The sequence below is a fragment of the Streptococcus parasanguinis genome (assembly GCF_001074805.1).
Lineage (GTDB): Bacteria > Bacillota > Bacilli > Lactobacillales > Streptococcaceae > Streptococcus > Streptococcus parasanguinis_A.
In genome coordinates, this window is record NZ_JUPI01000065.1 from 1 (window position 1) to 19472 (window position 19472).

17 protein-coding genes and 1 pseudogene are annotated in these 19472 nt (G+C 42.6%); 1 reads left to right on the forward strand and 17 read right to left on the reverse strand.

The features are described 5' to 3' along the window. The 6 genes and pseudogenes from ADI76_RS11685 to ADI76_RS04605 form a co-directional block, all read right to left on the reverse strand. Positions 1 to 1946 (reverse strand): annotated as a pseudogene (locus ADI76_RS11685) (type VII secretion protein EssC); the annotation flags it as partial. A 3-nt stretch (positions 1947 to 1949) separates the two neighbouring features. Beyond that, positions 1950 to 3239: a type VII secretion protein EssB gene (gene essB, locus ADI76_RS04585; RefSeq protein ID WP_049514928.1), complete on the reverse strand. Its 1290-nt coding sequence runs from the start codon at positions 3237 to 3239 to the stop codon at positions 1950 to 1952. Between the two features lies 1 nt (position 3240). Then, positions 3241 to 3483, reverse strand: coding sequence for an EsaB/YukD family protein (locus ADI76_RS04590; protein WP_003013697.1), 243 nt, complete (start codon positions 3481 to 3483; stop codon positions 3241 to 3243). Continuing rightward, the gene (gene essA, locus ADI76_RS04595; RefSeq protein ID WP_024054630.1) at positions 3484 to 3939 is read right to left on the reverse strand and encodes a type VII secretion protein EssA; all 456 of its coding nucleotides are present in this window, start codon (positions 3937 to 3939) and stop codon (positions 3484 to 3486) included. Continuing rightward, entirely contained in the window at positions 3936 to 6959 is a 3024-nt protein-coding gene (gene esaA, locus ADI76_RS04600; protein ID WP_049514929.1) for a type VII secretion protein EsaA, read from the reverse strand. The genes essA and esaA overlap by 4 nt, the downstream gene beginning before the upstream one ends. A gap of 131 nt (positions 6960 to 7090) precedes the next feature. Next, on the reverse strand, positions 7091 to 7378 hold the full coding sequence (locus ADI76_RS04605) for a WXG100 family type VII secretion target (protein ID WP_031576577.1): 288 nt from the start codon (positions 7376 to 7378) through the stop codon (positions 7091 to 7093). Positions 7379 to 7854: 476 nt separating this feature from the next. On the opposite strand from ADI76_RS04605, the gene ADI76_RS04610 reads away from it, so the two are divergent. Beyond that, the gene (locus ADI76_RS04610; RefSeq protein WP_049514930.1) at positions 7855 to 8406 is read left to right on the forward strand and encodes a hypothetical protein; all 552 of its coding nucleotides are present in this window, start codon (positions 7855 to 7857) and stop codon (positions 8404 to 8406) included. 53 nt (positions 8407 to 8459) lie between these two features. Here the strand turns inward: ADI76_RS04610 and ADI76_RS04615 are convergent, their stop codons facing one another. From ADI76_RS04615 to ADI76_RS04665, 11 genes are all read right to left on the reverse strand, one after another. After that, positions 8460 to 10310 (reverse strand): proline--tRNA ligase, encoded by a 1851-nt coding sequence (locus tag ADI76_RS04615; RefSeq protein WP_049514931.1) that lies wholly within the window; start codon positions 10308 to 10310, stop codon positions 8460 to 8462. 15 nt (positions 10311 to 10325) lie between these two features. Beyond that, positions 10326 to 11585 carry a M50 family metallopeptidase gene (locus ADI76_RS04620; protein ID WP_049514932.1) on the reverse strand — a complete coding sequence of 420 codons (1260 nt, stop codon included), beginning with the start codon at positions 11583 to 11585 and terminating at the stop codon, positions 10326 to 10328. A gap of 36 nt (positions 11586 to 11621) precedes the next feature. Further along, positions 11622 to 12425, reverse strand: a complete 804-nt coding sequence (locus ADI76_RS04625) for a phosphatidate cytidylyltransferase (RefSeq protein WP_049514933.1) — start codon at positions 12423 to 12425, stop codon at positions 11622 to 11624. Between the two features lie 9 nt (positions 12426 to 12434). Further along, entirely contained in the window at positions 12435 to 13184 is a 750-nt protein-coding gene (locus tag ADI76_RS04630) for an isoprenyl transferase (protein WP_049514934.1), read from the reverse strand. 155 nt (positions 13185 to 13339) lie between these two features. After that, positions 13340 to 13666: a preprotein translocase subunit YajC gene (gene yajC, locus ADI76_RS04635; protein WP_049514935.1), complete on the reverse strand. Its 327-nt coding sequence runs from the start codon at positions 13664 to 13666 to the stop codon at positions 13340 to 13342. Positions 13667 to 13810: 144 nt separating this feature from the next. Beyond that, complete coding sequence (locus ADI76_RS04640; RefSeq protein WP_003009969.1) at positions 13811 to 14056, reverse strand: hypothetical protein; 246 nt, start codon at positions 14054 to 14056, stop codon at positions 13811 to 13813. 224 nt (positions 14057 to 14280) lie between these two features. Beyond that, a complete protein-coding gene (locus tag ADI76_RS04645) occupies positions 14281 to 16410 on the reverse strand; it encodes an AAA family ATPase (RefSeq protein ID WP_049514936.1) in 2130 nt (709 codons plus the stop codon). 356 nt (positions 16411 to 16766) lie between these two features. Continuing rightward, positions 16767 to 17066 (reverse strand): hypothetical protein, encoded by a 300-nt coding sequence (locus tag ADI76_RS04650; protein ID WP_049514937.1) that lies wholly within the window; start codon positions 17064 to 17066, stop codon positions 16767 to 16769. An 18-nt stretch (positions 17067 to 17084) separates the two neighbouring features. Continuing rightward, on the reverse strand, positions 17085 to 17465 hold the full coding sequence (locus ADI76_RS04655) for a hypothetical protein (RefSeq protein ID WP_049514938.1): 381 nt from the start codon (positions 17463 to 17465) through the stop codon (positions 17085 to 17087). Then, positions 17444 to 19054, reverse strand: a complete 1611-nt coding sequence (locus ADI76_RS04660; RefSeq protein WP_049514939.1) for a hypothetical protein — start codon at positions 19052 to 19054, stop codon at positions 17444 to 17446. The genes ADI76_RS04655 and ADI76_RS04660 overlap by 22 nt, the downstream gene beginning before the upstream one ends. After that, positions 19044 to 19439, reverse strand: a complete 396-nt coding sequence (locus tag ADI76_RS04665; RefSeq protein WP_049514940.1) for a DUF1310 family protein — start codon at positions 19437 to 19439, stop codon at positions 19044 to 19046. The genes ADI76_RS04660 and ADI76_RS04665 overlap by 11 nt, the downstream gene beginning before the upstream one ends. Positions 19440 to 19472: the final 33 nt, after the last annotated feature.

The window sequence follows — 19472 nt, forward strand, 5'->3', positions numbered from 1 at the left end:
AGATTGAGGTAGACCAAATCGTCCTTCCCGCGCAGACCGATCGGCACGGCCAAACTTTGGTAAGGGGCATGGCTCTCCCAACGACTCAAGACCTTGAGGTCATTAAAAGTTTCTGCTTGGTACATTTCAAGGAAGGTCACTGAGTCTGGAATCGAGCTCTTGAGCTGTTGGATATGCTTGAGGGGGGCAAGACCACGCGATATGGCTTCCTTGTCATAACCTTCTGGGAAGTGATCCAATTGGAAGTCAAGCTCCCGAAGAACCCCTTCTTGCAAGAGCAATTGCCCTTGGTTGCGGTCCTTGATAGAGATAACGGTTTGGATATTTTCAGAAAGAGATGAGAGCACGTCTGCCACATAGATAATGGAGCAACCGAGCTCTGTCGGATCCTCACGGAAGAACTCCATGATAACATGGTCCAAAATCAAGGTTTCATCGGTGATGAGCACCACATAGTGAGGGTGGAAGATCTTGGTGTCATTAGCTTTTTCTTCCTCTTTTTGCGCCTTGCGGAGCTTGAGGATTTGGTTGAGACTGTTCAAGACCTGATCGCGTGTCCGCTGATTGTAGACGAAGCTACGGACATTCATATCTTGCAGGGTCGCATGAGGCAACCAGCGCATCCAATCCCAGCTTTCTTTTTCCTCTTCTGGAATGATCGGAATAATGGTCAGATCATGGTAAGAGTGAAAGACAGCCAATTGGGCAACCAGAAGCTGCAACTGCTCGAGCACGATGGGACGAGGGCCGACATACCCCACAGGTCCCCGATTGAGGCTGGCTATAATTGGAAGATTGTCAATCTTCTGATGCGCTTGGAAAAGAGCATAGCCTTCTTCTTCCAAGGCATCTTTCTTCCCACTGCGTTCTTCCTGACCATATTTGAGCTCATAGCTGGTTGGAACCTTTCCCAAGCCCAAGCGATAGGCCAAAAAGTCAAAATGAAGCGGTGTTTTTTCGTAGATCCGCGAGTCATAGCGTTTGACCATCTTGGTCAAGTCTTCGATGGCTGGGAAATGGTAAAACATGCCTTCTCGTTGCTTCCGAGAGAGCTGTTCCAAGTCCTTGGCCTTGTCCTTGAGATAGAGATGGTAGAGCTCCACGCGCTCTTTCTTATCTTCTTTGTATTTCTTACGATTCTTGAAAAATCCTTGTACCGAAAAGATCACACTGACCACAGACATGGATACCGTCGCGATGATATACAGCCCTCGCGGTTGGAAAATGGTGATCAAGAGGGTCACCCCAACCATGATGAGAGGAGGCATAATTAACTTCAAGAGTTCATCGGATGGTTTTTGAGGCTCCGCACCCGGAGGATTGATCAGGATTTTGTCTTCTGAACTCCGATAGATGATCCGCGGAGACCGGTGGTACTCTGGATAGTCCTTGTAGAAGTCATAGCGCGAATGCAAGCGCGGCACCAGATAAGGACTCACTTCGACCGATCCTTCCACGCCAAATTCTTCCGGGTAGAGCTTAAAGGTCACATCTCCAATCGCCAGCTCATCTCCAAAAGCCAGTGGAACAGTCGCTTCAGTTACGAGTTTGTGGTTATGGTAGAGTTTCCCTGATAGGAGCTGACAAGTCCAGGTCTGGTCTTTTTTCACAAGGAGAAAGCGCACTGGATAATGCACGCGCACATCCGCACCCTCTTCATCTGCTACGAGGATCTCTTCCTTGTCTAGCAGCTCATAGGTATGGACTTCTCCTGTCGCCAAGTAACAGACCACATCCCCAAGGATCTTGCTATTTTCTAGCACGCCCTTGTCTTCCCCATATTGGTAGAAGACTTCTCCTTGACTCCATTGGAAATGAAGGGGATGTTCTTGCGAAGAAATGGTCAACTGAGCCGTTTCTTGATTCGATACGGTCGCTGTTTTCCCCTCTTCTAGTGCTAGCTCATAGCGAAAGCCTTTTTTATAGAGTATGATACGTTTTTTCATAGACTACTCCTTGTGTTCGCTAGACTCAGTTGAGCTTGCTGTTGTAGAAGACGAGCTTTCTGTAGAGGAGCCTTCTGTAGACGAAGCCGTTGTTGAGCTGCTAGTGGAAGATTTGGTTTCATCTGTCTCTGCTTCCAAGAGTTTAGAGCGGGCATCCCAGTATTTCTTGTATTCGCCCTCTAGCTCAGAGAGTTTCTTCTCGCGCTGTTCACCAGAGAGTTTTTCGCTATCACGTGTCGCCTTGATTTCTTTGCGAAGGGCATAGATGATCAAGTCTGAATCGTCGATCCGCTTGGCTGTATCCAGCGCTTGGGTAAAGTCATGACGGCCGATATAGATCCAGTAGTGGAGATAGAGACTGTCTGATTTGAGCGTGACGTTGTTGAGGATGACCTTCTTTTGGTCCTCTGAGAAATTCAAGCCTTGCAAGTAAGACGTCGCCAACTCGTATTTCTGTGTCGTTGGAAGACTGCTTGGAGCCACTCCCTCCAACTCATCGATCACACCGGTGTAGTCTACTTTAAGAAAAGCAGTATCCGCTTGAAGCAACTTTTCTTTAAAGGGGGCTTGGAAAAAGACCAAATAAATCAAGGGCAAGAGTAAGAGGGCCACTACAGCTGAAAGCCATACTGTTGCCAACTTAAAGATTCGGTGTTGACGACTTGAAACCAAGGTCAAGGTCTTTTCTTCCTCTTCCTTGCGTTCTTGGTAGGCTTTCTCTAAGAGTGCTTTCATCTCTTCTAAGCTAGCAGCATCACGGATTTCTACCAAGAAATCAGGCAGATCTTCTAATTCAAGTGTGCCTTGATAGAGCTCCATGAAATCCCAGTCCCCAAAAAGAGTGACCGCATAGCACTTGGCCTGCCGCAAGAATTCAACCTGATCCCACTTGCGTGGCACCATCATTCCCGGCACCCCGCGATAAGCGATCTTGACTTGCGCATCCTTGGTCACAAACAAATTGATAGGATGCAACATAAAGGTCACCGGAAGCTCCAAGGCTGGCGCCAAATCCAAGACATTGATAGCTAGACGCAGACGGTCTGAAACCGGTAATGCCTGGATTTCTTCTGCAGTCAAGCCTAGCGCGTCTGTCTGATAGGTCAGATGAATCTGGTCTTGATCCGCTGTCATGCTTTGCTCTAAAAACAAGGGATGATGGAGATCCAAAATCCATAAATTGCGTAAATCCTGGCTATCCACTTCTGAACGCTTAAGGTCCAGCCGCCAGCTCGTTTCTTCTTTTTCAAAACGGAAGACTTGTTCTTCCAGTGTAAATTGTTCTTCTTTCACCTTACCACTCCTCAATCTCGATCAGATCACCACTCGTGATCGGATACTCCTGTACCACCTTGCCTTCATCCAGCAAGATGCCTTTATTTACCACGCGCAACTGATACTTGCTTCTAGGCTCCATGGCAGACCCAAAGATCTGATCCAATTCCCGAATCAAGCGTCGCACCTCCATCCGCGTTGGGATTCGGAGGTCATGGCTTGCACCATTCATACGGAAGGTGACATTGATATGTTGGTCCATTTAGGCCTCTTTTCTATAGATTCGATAGGAAATATAGCCAGCAATCCCAAAGAGAAGAGCACTCCAAGCCAGCATTTGCAAAGCTGGAATAAAATCCGACAAGCTGGCCGAATTGTCCTCCACATTGGACTCGAATTTAGATAATTTTTGATTTTCAGGCTGGAACAGGTCCGCTTCAGGCCCCGTTTTTTTCTTTCCCTTTATAGCAGAAAACAACTGGCCGTCTGAATCGGTCAATTGTTTCTCTTGCTTGCGTTTTTCATCTGCTAATTTTTTCTGATCCTTCTCATTGAAAAGAGACTCAGTCGCATCCAATTGGCCCCCAAGTGTCTTTTCCTGCTCTGTCTCAAGACGTGAGTTGTTGACCTGCAGACGATTATCAATAAAATCATCTGCAGAAACAACAACCGCTGGCAAGAGACTTAAGACAAAGAGAAGATACATCATTTTTTTCATAAGCTTGATTCAATTTCCTTTGTTTGAGTAAACTTCTTAGGAATGAAGATATTGGCAACCGCCAAAAGTCCGAAGAAGACCAACAATCCGAAGAAGACGCCGATACCGGCTGTTTGTCCATCAAAGTAACCCGCAAACTGTCCTTCTAAAATAGAAAGGAGGTTGACATTTTTCACCAGTGCTGGAAGGCCTGACAAGGTCGCGGTCGTTCCGATCGCGCTTGATAGGTAGACATAGCTGATCAACATGAAGAAGGCCAGTCCCATTCCAATCACACGGAAGTGTTTCAAAAGAAGGTATTGTAGTTGTACCAAGACAAAGCTTGCTAGAACCGCTAAGAACACCCATGAAGGTACATATTCACGACCAACAGAGAGTTGAATACTTGAAATCATTCCGATCACCAGTCCAAGGATGAGAGAAAGTCCCACAAGGACACCGACAGACAAGAGATCTGATTCTTGCAAGCGATTTAATTTGAAACGATCTTTCACCTTACGGATGATTGGTTGAGTCGCAAAGAGATAAGCTGTAAAGAGACTCAAGACTTCCAACATAAAGATCCAGATAAATGGACGGTAGACGTTGATAGTCGCTTTCACAGAAGAAGATTTCTCTGCAACTGGATTTGACAAGAAGTTGAGCAAGACTTCATTCGGCACTCCGTTTTCATAGGCATTGTTGAAGACCTTACGGAAGGCTTCGACGAAGTTCCCATTTTCAGACAATTCCTTGTCGAATTCACCCATCAAGCTCTCTGCATTGCTAGACAATTTCTCTGTATTGCCTTGGGCTTTTTCCAATTCTTTGTTCAATTGGCTAAAGATTTCATTGGTAGAGTTAGCAGCTTCTACATTGCTACGAGATGAGCTCTTAACGCCTTCTGTCGAGCTCAATAATGACGTGTATTCAGAACCAAGAGCTGACAAATCTGCATCGGTCTTGGTTTGAGCCTGTGTCACTGTTTCCTGCGCTTTTGAGATCTCTTCTAGGCGTCTTTGAAGGTCTGCATACTGCTTCAATTGATCGTTGATATTTTGGGTTAGATCCTTGTTGGTGTTTTCGATTGCTTGAAGATTTGCCTGCAATTGTGGTCCCAAGTCTTGCAACTGTTTAAGGGTACCATCTAACTGGGCTTTCACACTCTTCGTTGCATCCCCAGATTCATCCGTTTCAATACTCTTACGGTAGTCCTTCATGTTACTTGAAACGGCAGCCTTCACGACATCGACCAAAGCATTTGTCAAATCCATATCTTCGATCGGATCATAGAGCGAATGACGATCTCCCTTGTCATCTTTTGGATAGTAAGCATCGATCAATGCTCCCGCGCGTTGATAATCCAGGGCGATTTCACTAGCTTTCGATGCATAGTTAGCGACAGCTGTTTTCAAGTCTTCTGCAGATACAGTCACACTGGTTGAAGAAACTCCATTCACAAGGACTTCAACATCAATCGCGCTTGGCATAGCTCCTCCATCTTCAACAAGGTGAATTTGAATTTGTTTGCCATCTTTCAGTTCGACTTCCTGCTCACCACTGCCTGCATAAGTCTGTCCATCATAGGTCCAGGTATCAACCTTAACTCCTGCAGGTACTTGAATGCTAACTTTTTGTTTTCCAGATTTAGCATTGAGAACATTCGCAACTGCCGTTAATTTAGCATCCACTTCAGCAGCCAATCGTTTCAAGTCATCTGCGTTCCCTTTTGCTTGCCCCTTCGTTCCAGCAAAAGCACTATCAAAATCAATCGCTGCGTTGAGATTCCCATACTTATTCAGATTAAGACTAGCAGGATCTAAAGACGGAAGTTTTTCAATTGCTTGACGAATGTCATCATCCGCTTTATCTCGAGCCTTGCTGATAGTTTCGATTTTTGGCTTTCCAAGCAAGGTACGAAGAGTGACTTTGTCTCCTTCATTTAGACCATAGTAGTCAAGGATCTTCGCTTTTACAGAAGACTCGATGTTCTTTTCGTGCTCATCTAATTTGTCGCGTTCTGCCTTGATCCCTTTTTCGAGGTCTGCCACACGATCATTCACATCTTTTGTCAAGCCTGCATAAGTCTTGGTACCTGAAGCATCTCCTTCTGTTTCAGTTGGTTGACTCAATTGTTTGGTAATTGCTTCTTGGTTTTGTTGTAGATTCTTATACAACTCTTGGGTCTTTTCACTGACAACAGACTGGTTCATAGACATCAGCTGGTTCATGAACTCTTCATGGCTGATCTTGTCCTCAGAGCGTTGCTTAATCAATGTGTCAAAGTTTTGACCGTACTGATTCTGAGATTGGGTCAACTGATCAAAAGCCTGGGTATAAGACTCAAGAACTGTCTTCAAGGCATTGTTCGACTCGACAGATGATGTCGACAAGCTATAGAGACTCGGGAAGATATTTTTGGAATCTAAAGCCGAATCCAGCAAGTTGCTTCGGTAAGAACCAATGTTGGTCGATTGGATCTTGTTACTTGTCTCCACGTTTTTCTGAGCTGTATAAAGGTTGCTTAGAATACTGACCATATACATATCAACCAACTGGCTATTCAAGTCTGAAACGATATCTTTAGCGACTTTATTGGCCTCGTTCTCAACCTGAGAATTCCCAGCCGCATTGACCTTATACGTCACAGTTGTCTTCTCTGCATTGACTGCGTTCACTTCCAAGACCTTCTCTGAGAAGTCACTTGGAATGACGATCATCAACTGGTACTTGCCATCTGCAAGCCCTGACTCAGCGGCTCCACGAGGGAGTACAGACCAGTTTTGCGAATTATCCCGTTCGATATTCTTTACATAGCTAGCCCCAAGGTTGTATTCTTTATCATTCAGTTTAACCGCCTTGTCTTCATTGACCACCGCAATATTAAGCTTGGTGTTTTCTGTCGTTTGTACGGTCTTGGCTTCGTTTTGCTTTTGGTCCTTTTGAACCGTCGTATAAAGACCCACTACAGATCCCATCAAAAGGAGCACAACTGCGCTCTGACCAATGTATTTTAACCATTTTTTATTTTTAACTTCCATACCTTTTCCTTTTTCTAATTCATAGATACAAAATAGGGGTTAGGAATTAAGAATCTAACCCCTATTTTCTATATATCAAAAGACAAAAGGGTGATCTACCTACAAGAAGTAAGATCACCTCCAAGACTATCTTAGTGGATTTGTGCAGCGATATCTTGGTCAGTTTGTTCAACGATATCAGCAACTTTGATCAATTGAGCATTGATGTCTTCCAACAATTGAGCGAATTGTTTGATTTTTGGAGACAATTCGTTGAATTGTGCTTCAAAGCTATCAAATGCAGATCCATCCCAGTTTGCGTCGATGACTTGTTGTTCATGAGTCAAAGTGTTAAGGATTTGATCGATTTCTTGAGAACCTTGTGCATAGCGTTGTGCTGATTGACGTAGTTCTTCTGGAGTTAATTTAATTTGAGCCATATGTTTCTCCTTTTGGGCTGATACCCTTATATTTTTTTCATAAACAATACATTTTAGTACGAATTAGTAAAATGCCAGATAACTGTATATTTTACCTTTCCCTCCCCGTTTGTATTATTTACTTAAAAATATCTTAATGAAATATTGCCAGAATGTCAAGTTTAGAGGGCTAACTGATAAAACATTGTAACTTTGTTACAGCTGTGTAACACTTTGTCATATAACTGTAACATTTTTCTGAAATTCCTTGCCCCAGTAGTCTCCAACTAGTATTATTTTTAGGAAGAAAAGAAAACACTCTGTCCTTCTATATTAACTCAACACATAGATAAAAATTGTTGATTTTAGGTATTTTTAGATGCAATTTTGACAATTTTTGTATATTTTTTCATTTTTAAAGCTTTTATGGTATAATGAGAACTGTTTAGAGCTTGTTTCATACAAGATCGAACACCATTAACTTATAAGGAGTATTTATGAAAAAATTTCTACTTACCGCTGTCTGTCTACTTGCCCTTACTGCTTGTAGCCAAGGCCAACAAGGAAAAGGAACTACTAGCGCTTCTTCCAAGCAAGAGGCCACTCAAACCCAAAAGGAGCAAGTCCAAACCAAGACCTTTGTTAGCGACCTCGGTGATCACTACCAAAACAAAATTCAAATTGGCTACAAAAAAGATGAGATTGTTTCGATGACCATCATGGGCGTTGCACCAATACCGGAAGATATGCAAAAATCAGATGTCGCTGAATTGAAGGAAATCTACCAAGAAGAAGCTGATAAAGCAAATTCCAAACGCGGTGTTAACGGACAAGCTGGGATCAACACAAGCATCAAAATCGATGATGATAAACAGACTTATACAAACGTTATGCATGTTGATTTTACTCAAATGAAAAAAGAAGATTTTGTGAAATTACTGGCTGATCAAGGGGAAGAAACCAACACTACCATGTTGAAATATCTTAAAGGCAAACCACAAGATCTCTTTACCTATTTCAAAGATCAAGGCCTCAAAGAAGATAAATAAAAAGAGCTCTCTGAGTTCCTTAACACCTGGTTAAGGCTCAGAAAGCTTTTTTCTTATTTGTTCAAGATTGAAAGGGTTTCAAGAAGATTATCCGCATGCACTTCGATGGTATCTCCTGTCGCTTTGATTTTCACTTCAACGATGCCTTCAGCTGCTTTTTTACCAACTGTGACACGGATTGGAAGACCAATCAAATCACTATCGCTGAATTTGACACCAGCCCGCTCATTTCGGTCATCCACCAAGACTTCATAGCCTTTATTAACCAAGGCTTCTTCAATCCGATTAGTCAAATCAAGACTCGCTTCATCCTTGACATTGACTGGAATCAAATGCACATCAAATGGCGCCAATTCTTTAGGGAAGTTAATCCCCCAAGCGTAACGGTATTCCCCTTTTGGCGTCTTATTGACAAAGAGACGAGCATGTTGCTCCATAACGGCTGAAAGAAGACGGCTCACACCGATCCCGTAGCAACCCATGATGATTGGAACCGCGCGACCGTTTTCGTCCAAGACATCTGCTCCCATGCTAGCTGAGTAGCGTGTGCCGAGTTTGAAAATGTGACCGATTTCGATCCCGCGCGCAAAGTTCAAGACCCCTTTCCCATCTGGTGAGATCTCGCCTTCCCGAACTTCACGGATATCGACGTATTCTGCGGTAAAGTCACGGCCTGGGTTGACACCAGTCAAGTGGTAGCCTGTTTCATTGGCACCTACGACTGCATTGCGACTATCTTGGACCTTGCGGTCTGCAATAATCTTAACATTTTCAGGAAGATCAACTGGACCGAGAGATCCAAAATCAGCTCCCAATAATTCTTTCACTTCCACTTCGGTTGCAGGTTCAAAGAAATCTGCTCCGAGGTGATTTTTCAACTTCACTTCATTGAGCTGGTCATTACCAACAAGAAGGGCTACAACTGGCTCTTCATCTGCAATGTAAACCAAAGTCTTGATAGTCGCTTCTTCTGGAACATTCAAGAAGGCTGCCACTTCATCAATGGATTTGACACCTGGCGTTTCTACGCGTTTCACTTCTTCTTCCGCTACAACACGGTTACTTGGTTTGTATTCATTGGTAGCCATTTCCAAGTTGGCAGCATAGGTTGATTCACTTGAATAGGCAATGGTATCTTCACCAGAGACCATCCATTTAAGCAATTCTGCTTTGATTTCTTCTTGGACTTCTGCTGGAATCTCATCAAATGAAGCCACCGATTTGTCTAAAACAACCCAACGATCCAAGTCAGTACGAGCAGGTGTAACAGCCATAAACTCTTGGCTATCTTTTCCGCCCATGGCACCACCATCACCGATGATGGCCTTGAAGTCGATGCCGCTGCGGGTGAAGATCCGCTCATAAGCTGCCTTGTACTCATCATAAGTAACATCCAAGCTATCATAGTTGGCATGGAAACTGTAACCATCTTTCATGATAAACTCACGGGTCCGAAGAAGACCATTCCGTGGGCGTTTTTCATCGCGGTATTTTGGTTGGATTTGGTAGAGATTCAATGGCAATTGTTTGTAAGATTTCACTGAGTCGCGCACAATTGCGGTAAAGGTTTCTTCATGGGTTGGACCCAAGATAAAGTCAGAGCCTTCACGGTTTTTCAACTTATAGAGGTCTTCCCCATAAGTTTCGTAACGACCAGATTCACGCCAGAGATCTGCACTCAAAAGGGCAGGAGCTAGCATTTCTACTGCTCCAATTTTTTCGAATTCTTGGCGCATGATGCCTTTTGCTTTTTCAATCACACGATTAGCTAGTGGCAGATAAGAATATACCCCCGCTGATACTTGGCGAACATAACCTGCACGCAACATAAGGGCGTGGCTAATCACTTGGGCATCGCTTGGCATTTCGCGAAGCGTTGGAATCAACATTTTACTTTGTTTCATGGACAATATCCTTTTCTATTTCAAAAATAATTTCATAATATCATTCCAGGTGACAGCAATCATTAAAATAACCATTACAGCTACACCTGCAAGCGTCATATAGGTTTCTACTTCTTGTTTCAGTGGCTTTCTCCGGATCACCTCAATCAAATTGATCAAGATTTTTCCACCATCCAGGGCCGGAATCGGGATTAGATTGAAGATCCCAATATTGATGGAGAGCATGGCCATGAGTGATAAGACTGCCGGAATCCCTAATTGAGCAGCTTGTGAGCTGGCATTGTAGATGGCAACTGGACCACCCAGTTTATTGAGACTAAAGTGGAAAATGATATCTTTCAAAGCTCCCAAAATCCGTGTCGCTGTATTCCAGGTATCTGTAAAACCAGACAAGAGTTTATCCACAAATCCTGTCTTAAGACCGTTTGTTACACCCAGATAGTAACGATTCCCTGACTTTGTTGGCTTCACTTTAACTTCTTTTTCTTGGCCGTCTGTCTTGACCTTCAGGGTCAACTCCGGAGCTGTCTTGCTATCCTTGGTTGCTTTTTCGACAGCATCTGTCAACTCATCCCAGTTGCTAACGGTATCGTTGTTTACCTGAAGGATCTGAACATTGCTTTTGACACCAACCTTGGCCAGCGCCCCATCGGGTGCCACCTGAACATTGTTGCTGTAGTAGTCAATCGCACCGCCTCGCATAAAGGCTAAGAGGGAGTAGACAACAATACTGAGGATAAAGTTGTTCATAGGACCCGCAAAGTTGGTGATTAACCGTCCCCAAATGCTGGCATTCTGATACTGAACATCTCTCGGTGCAATCCGCACTTCTGTCCCATCTTCTTCAACGATGGTCGCATCATGATCGACATCATAGGTCTTTGTCTCATCGAGAACCAAGCCCGTGATTTCTAATTTATCTTCAAAGTCAAACTGGGTGACATTCATAGGAAGGGCTGTCTGATCCAGATTCTTTCCTGAAAGATTGATCCGGATGACCATACCAGCCTCATTTACCGTCAAACTGACTGGAGTCCCGGTCTTAATCTCCGTGGTATCCTCACCCCAGCCAGCCATACGCACATAGCCACCTAAAGGTAGGATCCGAATGGTATAAGCTGTCCCATCCTGACCTATATGGGCAAAGATTTTCGGCCCCATCCCGATCGAGAATTCTCTCACCAAGATGCCCGATTTTTTCGCAAAATAGAAATGACCAAACTCGTGGACGAGTACAATCACTCCAAAAATAACAATAAAAGCAACTAACTGCATCGTTTTATACGTAGTTTCCTTTCTATCTCTTCTGTCTTAGAACAAGCCCAAGAAATGCATCAAGGGGAAAACAAAAATCAAACTATCAAAGCGGTCTAAGACACCACCATGTCCTGGGATAAATTTCCCTGAATCCTTGACACCAAAGTGGCGTTTGATCGCACTCTCTACCAAATCTCCAAACTGACCTGCAATACTAAAGAGGATGGTAAAGAAGATCATGGTGATCAACCCATGTCCACCGGCCACAGAGCGATCCACGATCATATAGATCACAGTCACCGCAACTGCAGACAAAATTCCCCCAAGACTTCCTTCAATCGTTTTATTGGGAGAGACCGTAGGCATGAGCTTGCGTTTTCCAAAGCGACTTCCTACCAGATAAGCACCGGAATCCGTAGCCCAGACAATAAAGAGAGCTAATAAAACCTTGTCGATACCAGCGATTCGTGCATCTACTAGGGAGTGGAAACCGAGTCCCACATAGAAGCTAGAAGCAATGGGATAGACTACATCTTCATAATTATAATTTTGAGCAAGAACAGTTGTTCCCATGAGAATCAAGACAACCAACCCATAGGCAATCATATTGCCATCTGCTGGAAGGTAAGGCAGATAGTCCTCAATCGGCAAGGTTAAGACAAAGGCCGCCAACATGGCTAGCGCTCCTTCAAAGGTCGCTGTTTCAAGCCCCTTCATCTTGAGCAATTCATGAACGCCTAACATAGCGATCAAACCAATCACAATCTGGAAGAACATCCCTCCAACCATTACTGTTGGAATGAAAAAGAGCAGGGCAATTCCTCCAAAAATTACACGTTTTTGTAAATCTTTCGTCATCATCTTCTCCTAAACACCGCCAAATCTCCGATGGCGATGGCTATATTCTACTATGGCACTTCGTAGTGCTTCCTCTCCAAAATCTGGCCACATCACATCTGTGAAATACAACTCACTGTATGCGGCCTGCCAAGGAAGGAAATTACTCAAACGGATTTCTCCGCTGGTACGGATAATCAAATCCGGATCCCTTAGGACACGTGGCAAACTCTCGGTATAGAGATAATCTGCGATCACCTCTTCTGTGATATCTTCTGGACTGAACTTCGCGTCCAAGACTTCATGAGCGATCTGCTTCACAGCCTGAGTAATCTCTGCACGTCCACCATAATTGAGTGCGAAATTCAGGATCAAGCCAGTATTGAGGTGGGTCATCGCTTCTGCTCTTTCCAAAGCTTCTAATGTTTCTTTGGGTAATTTCTTAGTGTCACCGATCATTTGAATCTTGACATTATTGCGATGCAATTCAGGGACAAAGCGATCATAAAACTCAACTGGCAAGTGCATGATAAACTTGACTTCATCTTCAGGGCGTGTCCAGTTTTCCGTCGAAAAGGCATAGACCGTCAAGACCTGAACTCCCATATTTTTTGCTGCAATCGTCACTTCTTGGAGAGCTTCCATCCCCGCCTTATGACCAAAGACGCGCGGTTGCATCCGCTTTTTCGCCCAACGACCATTGCCATCCATAATGATGCCAATATGTTTCGGGACTTCTAAAGGGATCTCGATTTTTTCTTTCTTCTTAAAACGAAACATGTTTTTCTACCTATTTCAATATTTATCGCTTCATTATACCATAAATCCCCATAAAATAGGGACACTGGCCTCTATTTTGAACGAGCAGGGCTTTCCTTCATCGTGCAATTCCATTTGCCCACCAAAAAAAGAGGCTCTTGCCTCTTCTTTGACGATTATTCTTCGATAGCTGAATCGACATCTGAGCTAGCAGATTCTGTAACAGTGGCTGAGATCCCTTCTGATACAGGAAGAACTGTTTTGATCGCTCCCAATTCAAAGGTCAGGTAGACACCATCAACATCCAAGACAACGGTCTTGCGATCTGTATCGACTTCATCGATGGTTCCGTACAAGCCACCAATCGTGATGACTTCATTTCCTTTTTGAAGTTTATTCAAACTTTCCATCCGTTTTTGGTACTGTTTCTTTTGGCTACGGCTCATGAAGTACATCAAACCGACCATAAGAACAAGCATAATTAGCAAACTTCCGCCTTGCATATGTTTCTCCTTTAATTTTCATATATGCTATACTATATCAAATTTCGCCCGTCTTTTCAAGTTTTCCCATCCTCTTCAAGCAAAATCAGACTCCAGTATCAGATTTTGATGCAAAAGAAAAAACCACGAAAAGTGGGCTACTGACTAGTCAATCGTAATGCCATACTTTTCGTGATTCTCATCATACCAATCAATCAAGGCCAAAGCCGTTTGATAGGTAATATTTTTGATTTTACTCGTTCCCTTAGTCAAAGTCGCCAAGCTCATTTTGCTGATGTTTGTTTCAGTTGCGACACGATAGCTCGTCAAGCGACCATCAACCATCAGTTGAACAACGGCTTCTACTTTTCTGTATTCGGGAGTTGAGTAGATATCAATTGTATTGCTCATCTTACTTCCATTCCTCAAATTTTATTCTTGTATAGATTATATACTTATTTTCTTTATTTATTAATAAATTTGCTCAAATTGGGTTAATTTCACTAATTATTGATGTTTTTTTAGCCCAAATAGGGGAATTTTAGCCTTATACAGCGAATAATTTCCCCCAGGTGGGAAGAAAAAATAAAGGCTGCTATCATATAGCAGCCTCTATTTTCACAAACTAATTCGCCTTATTCTGCTTGTTTATCAGTGTTCTCTTCTTTCTTTGTGTCTTTTTCTCTGATCACAAGTACACCATCTTCCATATCAGCTTCTAGATGTTTAGCATCAAGGTTATCCAAGTGGAAGTCTGTGACTTTGTCACGGATTTGTTGTTCAACTACCCGACGGAGTGGACGAACACCCATCACTTCATCATAACCTTCTTCAGTCATGTATTCTTTAGCTGCATCGCTCACAGCCAAGTCGATTTCTTTCTTAGAAAGGGTCTTATTGACATCTACCAACATCAAATCCACGATCTTAGAAAGGTCTTCCTTGCTCAAGTGCGAGAATTCAATCACAGCGTTGAAACGGTTCAAGAATTCTGGACGGAAGTAAGGTTTCAAACGATCCATGAGTTCTGGTTTATCCGCATCTTCTGTCAAGTTGGCTTCGTAACCAAAGCCAGCGTTTGAAGTAGCGATAATTACCGTGTTCTTGAAGTTGACCGTATTCCCTTGACCATCTGTCAAACGACCATCGTCCAAAACTTGGAGGAGAAGGGTGATCACTTGAGGATCCGCCTTTTCAATTTCGTCAAGAAGGACGATTGAGTAAGGGTTACGACGAACACGTTCTGTCAAAGTATTGCTATTGTCATCATAACCAACATAACCAGCTGTTGTACCAATCAATTTAGAAACGGCTGTACGGTCGCTGTATTCTGACATGTCCAAACGGATGATGGCATCTTTGGTTCCGAACATATCAAGAGCCAATTGTTTAGCCAATTCCGTCTTACCGACACCAGTCGGACCTACAAAGAGGAAGCTTCCGATTGGACGGTTACCTTCGTCAAATCCTGCACGGTTCCGACGGATAGCACGTGCCACTGCTTCAACAGCCTTGTCTTGACCGATAACCTTGGTTTGCAAACGGTGACCCATATCTTTCAAACGTTCGATATCAGTTGCACCCATTTGTGACACTGGAATACCAGTCATCCGTTCTACTGATTCAGCCACATCGTTGATTGTTGCTGTTACTTTATGGTCTTCTGTATGGTTTTCAATTTTCTTTTCAAGTTCTTCGATACGAACTTTTGCTTTCAAAGCTGCTTCGTAATCTTCTTTCGCCGCAGCTTCTTCTTGTTTGGTTTTTTCTTCTTCAATTTCATGTTCCACAGCATGAACATCTGTTACCGGATGTTGAGCCGCCAAGTGAGCAGCTGTCACATCGACCAAGTCAATGGCCTTATCAGGCAAGCTACGTTGTGGAATGTATTGGATCGAATAATCAACCGCTACTTTCAAAACTTCATCTGGCAAGATGACATTGTGGTGTTTTTCATAAAGATCACGGATCCCTTGGAGAATCTTGAACGTATCTTCAGCTGATGGAGCATTGACTTTCACTTCGTTGAAACGACGAGCAAGAGCCGCATTCTTCAAGATGGTGTTACGATATTCATCTTGAGTAGTTGCCCCAATGACTGTCAATTCCCCACGTGAAAGAGCCGGTTTGATGATATCCGCAAGTCCTTTAGATCCTTGACCATCACCTGTGCTACCTGCACCAAGAATTTGATGGATTTCATCAAAGAAGAGAATAACATTTCCCATCGCCTTGACTTCTTGGATCAGATTTTGAATATTTTCTTCAAAGCTACCACGGTATTGAGTCCCTGCTTCAAGACCAGAAATATCAATGGAGATGACTTCTTTGTTCTTGATGGCAGCTGGAACGTCCCCGTTCACAATAGCTTGTGCCAAACCTTCTACAACTGCTGTTTTACCAACACCGGCATCCCCTACAAGGACAGGGTTGTTCTTAGTACGACGAGACAAGATTTCAGCCGTTTCTTGAATTTCTTTATTGCGTCCGATAACCGGATCCAATTTTCCTTCACGTGCTTCTTCGGTCAAGTTGCGGCCAAGTTTTGCAAGGATCCCATCTTGTTTCATTCCTTTACCTTGATGGTGTTGCGCTTGCTCACTTCCTTCATTTGGAAGTTGACCAGTTTGACGGTAGATAGCGAATTCTTCTGGTGTCACTTCACGACCATTAATCATGTAGCGACGGCTTTCAGAACGAAAACCACCCATGTTGCCCATTAGTTGATTGAAAAGATCATCCATATTGTTAAAGTTGTTGTTCATAGTTGTTACCTCTAATTTACATAATTTTTATTTATTCTTAGGAATAAGCAGACCAATTGGCTGCTGTTTGGTTGTTTACATAATTTTAATTCATTTATTTAATAATAGCCCTACAGGCTAACCGTTTCTATTCTTCCTTTTATCAATTAGTTGTCTTAATTCTGGAAATAGCATATTACCATCTCCTTTCCACTATTGATCTTGTAAACTCTTGAGATTTTCCAACCTCTTTTTGTTTACATAAATTATTATAACGCAGATTTATTTCTTTGTCAACACTTTTTTACATAATTTTTTAAAATTCATAAAAAAATCTGGATGTCATTCCAGATTCCACATTTTATAGAAGTTCTTGGCTAGATAGATTTAAATTTCCCAGCTTTTTCTTGAATAGCCGTCTGTACATTTTTAGCAAATTGCCCCACCATGGATCGGTCTAGTTGCTTTCCGACTACCTGGACGTCTTCTTCAGCTACTGTTGCAATCGCAGTCAATTCATCATTGAAGCGTTTCTCGATTCCTGCCTTGCAGGTCAATAAAATGGGGGCATAGACAACCCGTATTAATTCTTTTTCAAGTTTCTTTCTGCTTTCGATGATCCTCATCTTATCTTTCATATCTAAATCAAAGAAATCTTTGACAGGACTATCACCCATACTTCCTCCTCTTCTATACTATGAAACTTTATCTTGTGCAATTTCCTCTTCCAACTGGCATCTCTCTTTACGGTAGGATTGCCATAAATTCTCTTCTTCAGTGTCGATCTGTTTTATGGCTACTTGCGCTGCATCTCTAGCTTCGAGATCATACTCTTCTATACAGCGATGGAGGGACTCCCATGCACAACTGCTATCAACCTCCTGCTTTTGTAAAAAGGAAGCTGCCATCGCATACTCTTCTTCCAACATCCTGGTGAAGAGCTGCTGTTTTCTTTCCACCAAGCAACGCTTTTCATCGAGCTCCAAGCGCGCTTTTTGAAATTCTCTTTCCAAGTGATCTAGTTGCTTTTCCCTTTTCGAAGGAGTAGATGACATTAATAAGCTAGTTGTTCCCACTGGTTCATTTCTCCTGCAATTTCTTGATCTTTTGTTTTTAAGAGCTCAATTCCTGCATTCACTTGCTCGTTTAAAGCATGAAATTCATTCGATAAGGACTGATACGCAGCCAAACGATTGTCGAACTTTTCTCTTACTTCAGTGACAACTGTTTGCCTTGTTGCACCAGCCTGTGCATAGGCCTCTTCTACTTCCGTAAGATTGAGAATGAAACCTTTCGGAACGGTCTGTAATACTTTCTCTAAAGCTTCTAAATCCGTATCCAGTTGTACCTTAGATTTCTGAGCTTGCTCCAGCCCTTCATCCACTACTCGAATCAGCTCATCAGAAGCCAAGCGCGCCTGCAAGGCATCGAGATAGATTTGTTCACTTGAACTCAGTCCACCACCTGTTTTTTGTAATTTATCCTTTAGGCGATAGTAAACCTTCATCCGCTCTTCAATGATTTCCTTCCGAGTGATGGCTTCCGTTCCCTTTTCAAGAACCAAACTCCCATCCTTATCATAAATATAACCATGCATCATGTGCTGCAAGCCGGTATTTTTCAAATCCTTAGTTTTGAGGTGCTTGACAATCCCACTGGATTCCTTGCTTCCAGAATCCTGATAGCCCAAGCTAACCAAATCTTTATGGTCAATGTGGTTGTAGATCTTATACTTCAGCGCATCTATACGCGCTTTTTGCTCTGGTGTTAAGATGGAGTAGGCATTAGGACCATTGTATAGATGGACGGTCCCAATATGAGAAGCTTCCTCTTCCGTCAAACAGGCAAGAGCATACTGAATATTCATAGATCCCAGAGAGTGACCGTATAGATCTATCTTGGCATTGGGGTATTTTCGGATCACCTCTTTCAAATGAGCTGCAGCATCTTTAAACTGCGGAGGCGGGAAAGTCCCTCTATCTTTGTTGTATTCTTTTAAAATGGTAGCTCCAATAAATACTGGAAACTTTGCTTGACTATCAATTAGAATGTCCGTTCCCATACCATATAGATTTGCTTTCGCCTCACGATAAGCATTTGTTATTGGATTACTCCTAATACTCTTGACAAAACTTTTTACATTATTTCCAACATTTTTATCAAGTAAACTAAACGGATAACTAATCAGCTCCGAAATATTATAATCGGCAGTTTCATCCCTTTTTTTCAAATTCTCCTTAATCTTATCTCTGGTGAATCTTTTCGCATAATCTGTCGCATAGTTCGCCGCTCCATTGGGACCAAGAATGTTAGAAGCCGCTGGCAAATCTGTTTTTACCCAATCCGTAAATGTATCATGGAGCAACTTTTGTGTACTTGTTTCTGTTTCCGACCCCTTCATCAGGACTGTCACATCATGGATTTGGGCACGCGCTTCATCAGAAGCAGAATAGGGGACTGGATCTTGTTCAACACCCTTGCCACTATCCGTTAGTACGAAGACCTGTTCTTCATTGCCATTTACACTATCATAGATGTGAGCTAAGTTACCAATATAATCATCTCCATCGTTAATAGAATAATCTTGCCCCATTTCTAACGGTTGATATTCCAATAAGGATGTTTTCTGATGTTGAAGATCCGAAAAATTAGAATTAATGACCATCACTTTCTCCTCTTATTAGTCTCGTTAACTTTTTTGGCATCCCAGACGCTGCAACGGTATATTCCCCAGAATCTTCCTCTTGAACTGTCATATTGATTATTAATGTATCATCATTATTAATGACTACCTCTAGAATCATTCCTCCCATTGGGTTATATTTTAATTTGTCTTTTAAAATCCTATAAGTCTTTATTTTCCCATTTGGAGTTAATGCCTCCGGATCCTGTTTTTTTAAATATTTTTCAATCGCCACTTTCATTTGCTTACTCTCTGCGATTTGAATCATTTCTTGTTTCTTGGCAGATTGTCCATTAAAAAAGCTACAACCTCCCAAACTTAAACCAAATAGTATCATAACTAATACAATAAATTTACTTTTTTTCATCTTCTTCCCATTCTTTCTTCAGGTTTCTTAGAA

What these genes read in the sequence shown, in the direction of transcription:
- ADI76_RS04590 (WP_003013697.1), bottom strand. Translation starts at nt 3,483, where the DNA reads ATGGACCAACATATCAATGTCACCTTCCGTATGAATGGTGCAAGCCAT.
- essA (WP_024054630.1), bottom strand. Translation starts at nt 3,939, where the DNA reads ATGAAAAAAATGATGTATCTTCTCTTTGTCTTAAGTCTCTTGCCAGCG.
- esaA (WP_049514929.1), bottom strand. Translation starts at nt 6,959, where the DNA reads ATGGAAGTTAAAAATAAAAAATGGTTAAAATACATTGGTCAGAGCGCA.
- ADI76_RS04605 (WP_031576577.1), bottom strand. Translation starts at nt 7,378, where the DNA reads ATGGCTCAAATTAAATTAACTCCAGAAGAACTACGTCAATCAGCACAA.
- ADI76_RS04610 (WP_049514930.1), top strand. Translation starts at nt 7,855, where the DNA reads ATGAAAAAATTTCTACTTACCGCTGTCTGTCTACTTGCCCTTACTGCT.
- ADI76_RS04615 (WP_049514931.1), bottom strand. Translation starts at nt 10,310, where the DNA reads ATGAAACAAAGTAAAATGTTGATTCCAACGCTTCGCGAAATGCCAAGC.
- ADI76_RS04620 (WP_049514932.1), bottom strand. Translation starts at nt 11,585, where the DNA reads ATGCAGTTAGTTGCTTTTATTGTTATTTTTGGAGTGATTGTACTCGTC.
- ADI76_RS04625 (WP_049514933.1), bottom strand. Translation starts at nt 12,425, where the DNA reads ATGACGAAAGATTTACAAAAACGTGTAATTTTTGGAGGAATTGCCCTG.
- ADI76_RS04630 (WP_049514934.1), bottom strand. Translation starts at nt 13,184, where the DNA reads ATGTTTCGTTTTAAGAAGAAAGAAAAAATCGAGATCCCTTTAGAAGTC.
- yajC (WP_049514935.1), bottom strand. Translation starts at nt 13,666, where the DNA reads ATGCAAGGCGGAAGTTTGCTAATTATGCTTGTTCTTATGGTCGGTTTG.
- ADI76_RS04640 (WP_003009969.1), bottom strand. Translation starts at nt 14,056, where the DNA reads ATGAGCAATACAATTGATATCTACTCAACTCCCGAATACAGAAAAGTA.
- ADI76_RS04645 (WP_049514936.1), bottom strand. Translation starts at nt 16,410, where the DNA reads ATGAACAACAACTTTAACAATATGGATGATCTTTTCAATCAACTAATG.
- ADI76_RS04650 (WP_049514937.1), bottom strand. Translation starts at nt 17,066, where the DNA reads ATGGGTGATAGTCCTGTCAAAGATTTCTTTGATTTAGATATGAAAGAT.
- ADI76_RS04660 (WP_049514939.1), bottom strand. Translation starts at nt 19,054, where the DNA reads ATGGTCATTAATTCTAATTTTTCGGATCTTCAACATCAGAAAACATCC.
- ADI76_RS04665 (WP_049514940.1), bottom strand. Translation starts at nt 19,439, where the DNA reads ATGAAAAAAAGTAAATTTATTGTATTAGTTATGATACTATTTGGTTTA.